Origin of the sequence: Pseudovibrio sp. POLY-S9 (assembly GCF_001431305.1) — a bacterium.
Taxonomy (GTDB): domain Bacteria; phylum Pseudomonadota; class Alphaproteobacteria; order Rhizobiales; family Stappiaceae; genus Pseudovibrio.
Genome location: NZ_LCWX01000123.1, coordinates 1 through 1201, shown reverse-complemented (window position 1 = coordinate 1201; position 1201 = coordinate 1). Strand labels below are relative to the sequence as shown.

The following is a 1201-nucleotide window of genomic DNA, read 5'->3' as shown; positions in this document are numbered from 1 at the left end:
GCAAGGCGTAGACGATCAATACGTGTCGCATTGGGTAGACCATTAGCAGCAACAAATGCCACAGCCTCAGTCAAAAGCCCTTTCAGGTTTTCACCCTGTCCATCACCAGCAAGGATCTGCTTTTCTTCTTCCAGATCCAGACCATAACGAAGCTCGGAGTCGATCTCCGTTTGCAGGAAGTCGGAATCTGCCAGAGCTTCCTCTGTGATATTGGTATGATGCGCAATCTTTTTGACTTCAGAGGTGGCCTTCTCCCAGCCAAAACTGGATTCCGGCATTGCGGCCCCTTCAGCAACCATCGCCGCTTTATTATCCTGCACTGTCTGCTTACGGTACTTCACCAGATCAGAACTGGTTTTGCCCTTGGTCAGCAGATCCCGGATAAGCAAGCGACGCCGTGGCATGCGGATCGGATCACGCTCCTCTTCATGGTAGATCAAACCGCCAGCCGAGCCTGCAGCAGTGGTGATCGCATTCGAGACAGTAATGCGCAGGTTGCCTCGCGCCCCCCCATCCGCAAATGCCTTGATCCGCTCATCTTCTGCCACGAATGCCTGACCAAGTGTCATCACCGGAGTAGAGCCACCGCCGCCGATCCCCTCAGCCACCTGCTGTGAGATTTCCAGCGCCTGACTCTTGATGCCTTCCAGTGAGTTTTTCAGCTCAGTGACCGAGTTACTCAAAGCCGTCTGCTCAGTCAAAAGCTTGTCGGCTTTATCTTTGGTTTCCTGAGAAACCTCACCAGAGCGCTTCGCTTGCTTCAGAGCCTCTTCCGCCGTGCCCTTAACGTTATCAGTCACCTCATCCAGCTGCTGACTAACTTTTTTCAGCAGGTCTTCTGTGCTCATGTTGTCATTGCGCACCGACCCGACAACAGCATCAGGGCGTGCAAGAGCGAGTGCCGCCAAGCAAATGGCGGGCATGAGTGATTTCGTTCTCATGAATGTTCTCCGATTTACATGGAATCCAATTTATCGAGGAGGCTTTGCACTCCTGCTCGAACGGCAGCGCCAGACTTGCCGGATGGAGCAGCGCCAGACGTGCTCCCTTTCAAAGCCGCACAAAGTGAGCGACGTTTTGATTTTGGTACGTTGAGACGCGCAAGGAGGATATCAAGCTCCTTCTGCGCAGCATTTGGTGAGGGCTTATCGGAAGCTTGGCTTGGAGCCTGCTCAATCTCATCACTGGGAAGAAGCGCATC

Annotated in this window: 1 protein-coding gene and 1 pseudogene; both read right to left on the bottom strand. The window is 53.5% G+C overall.

All coding sequences use genetic code 11. The features are described 5' to 3' along the window. Window positions 1-941 (bottom strand): phage major capsid protein (locus PPL9_RS10675; RefSeq protein ID WP_152986659.1); only part of this gene is annotated, 941 nt, incomplete at its 3' end. 14 nt (window positions 942-955) lie between these two features. Beyond that, window positions 956-1201 (bottom strand): annotated as a pseudogene (locus PPL9_RS32365) (Clp protease ClpP); the annotation flags it as partial.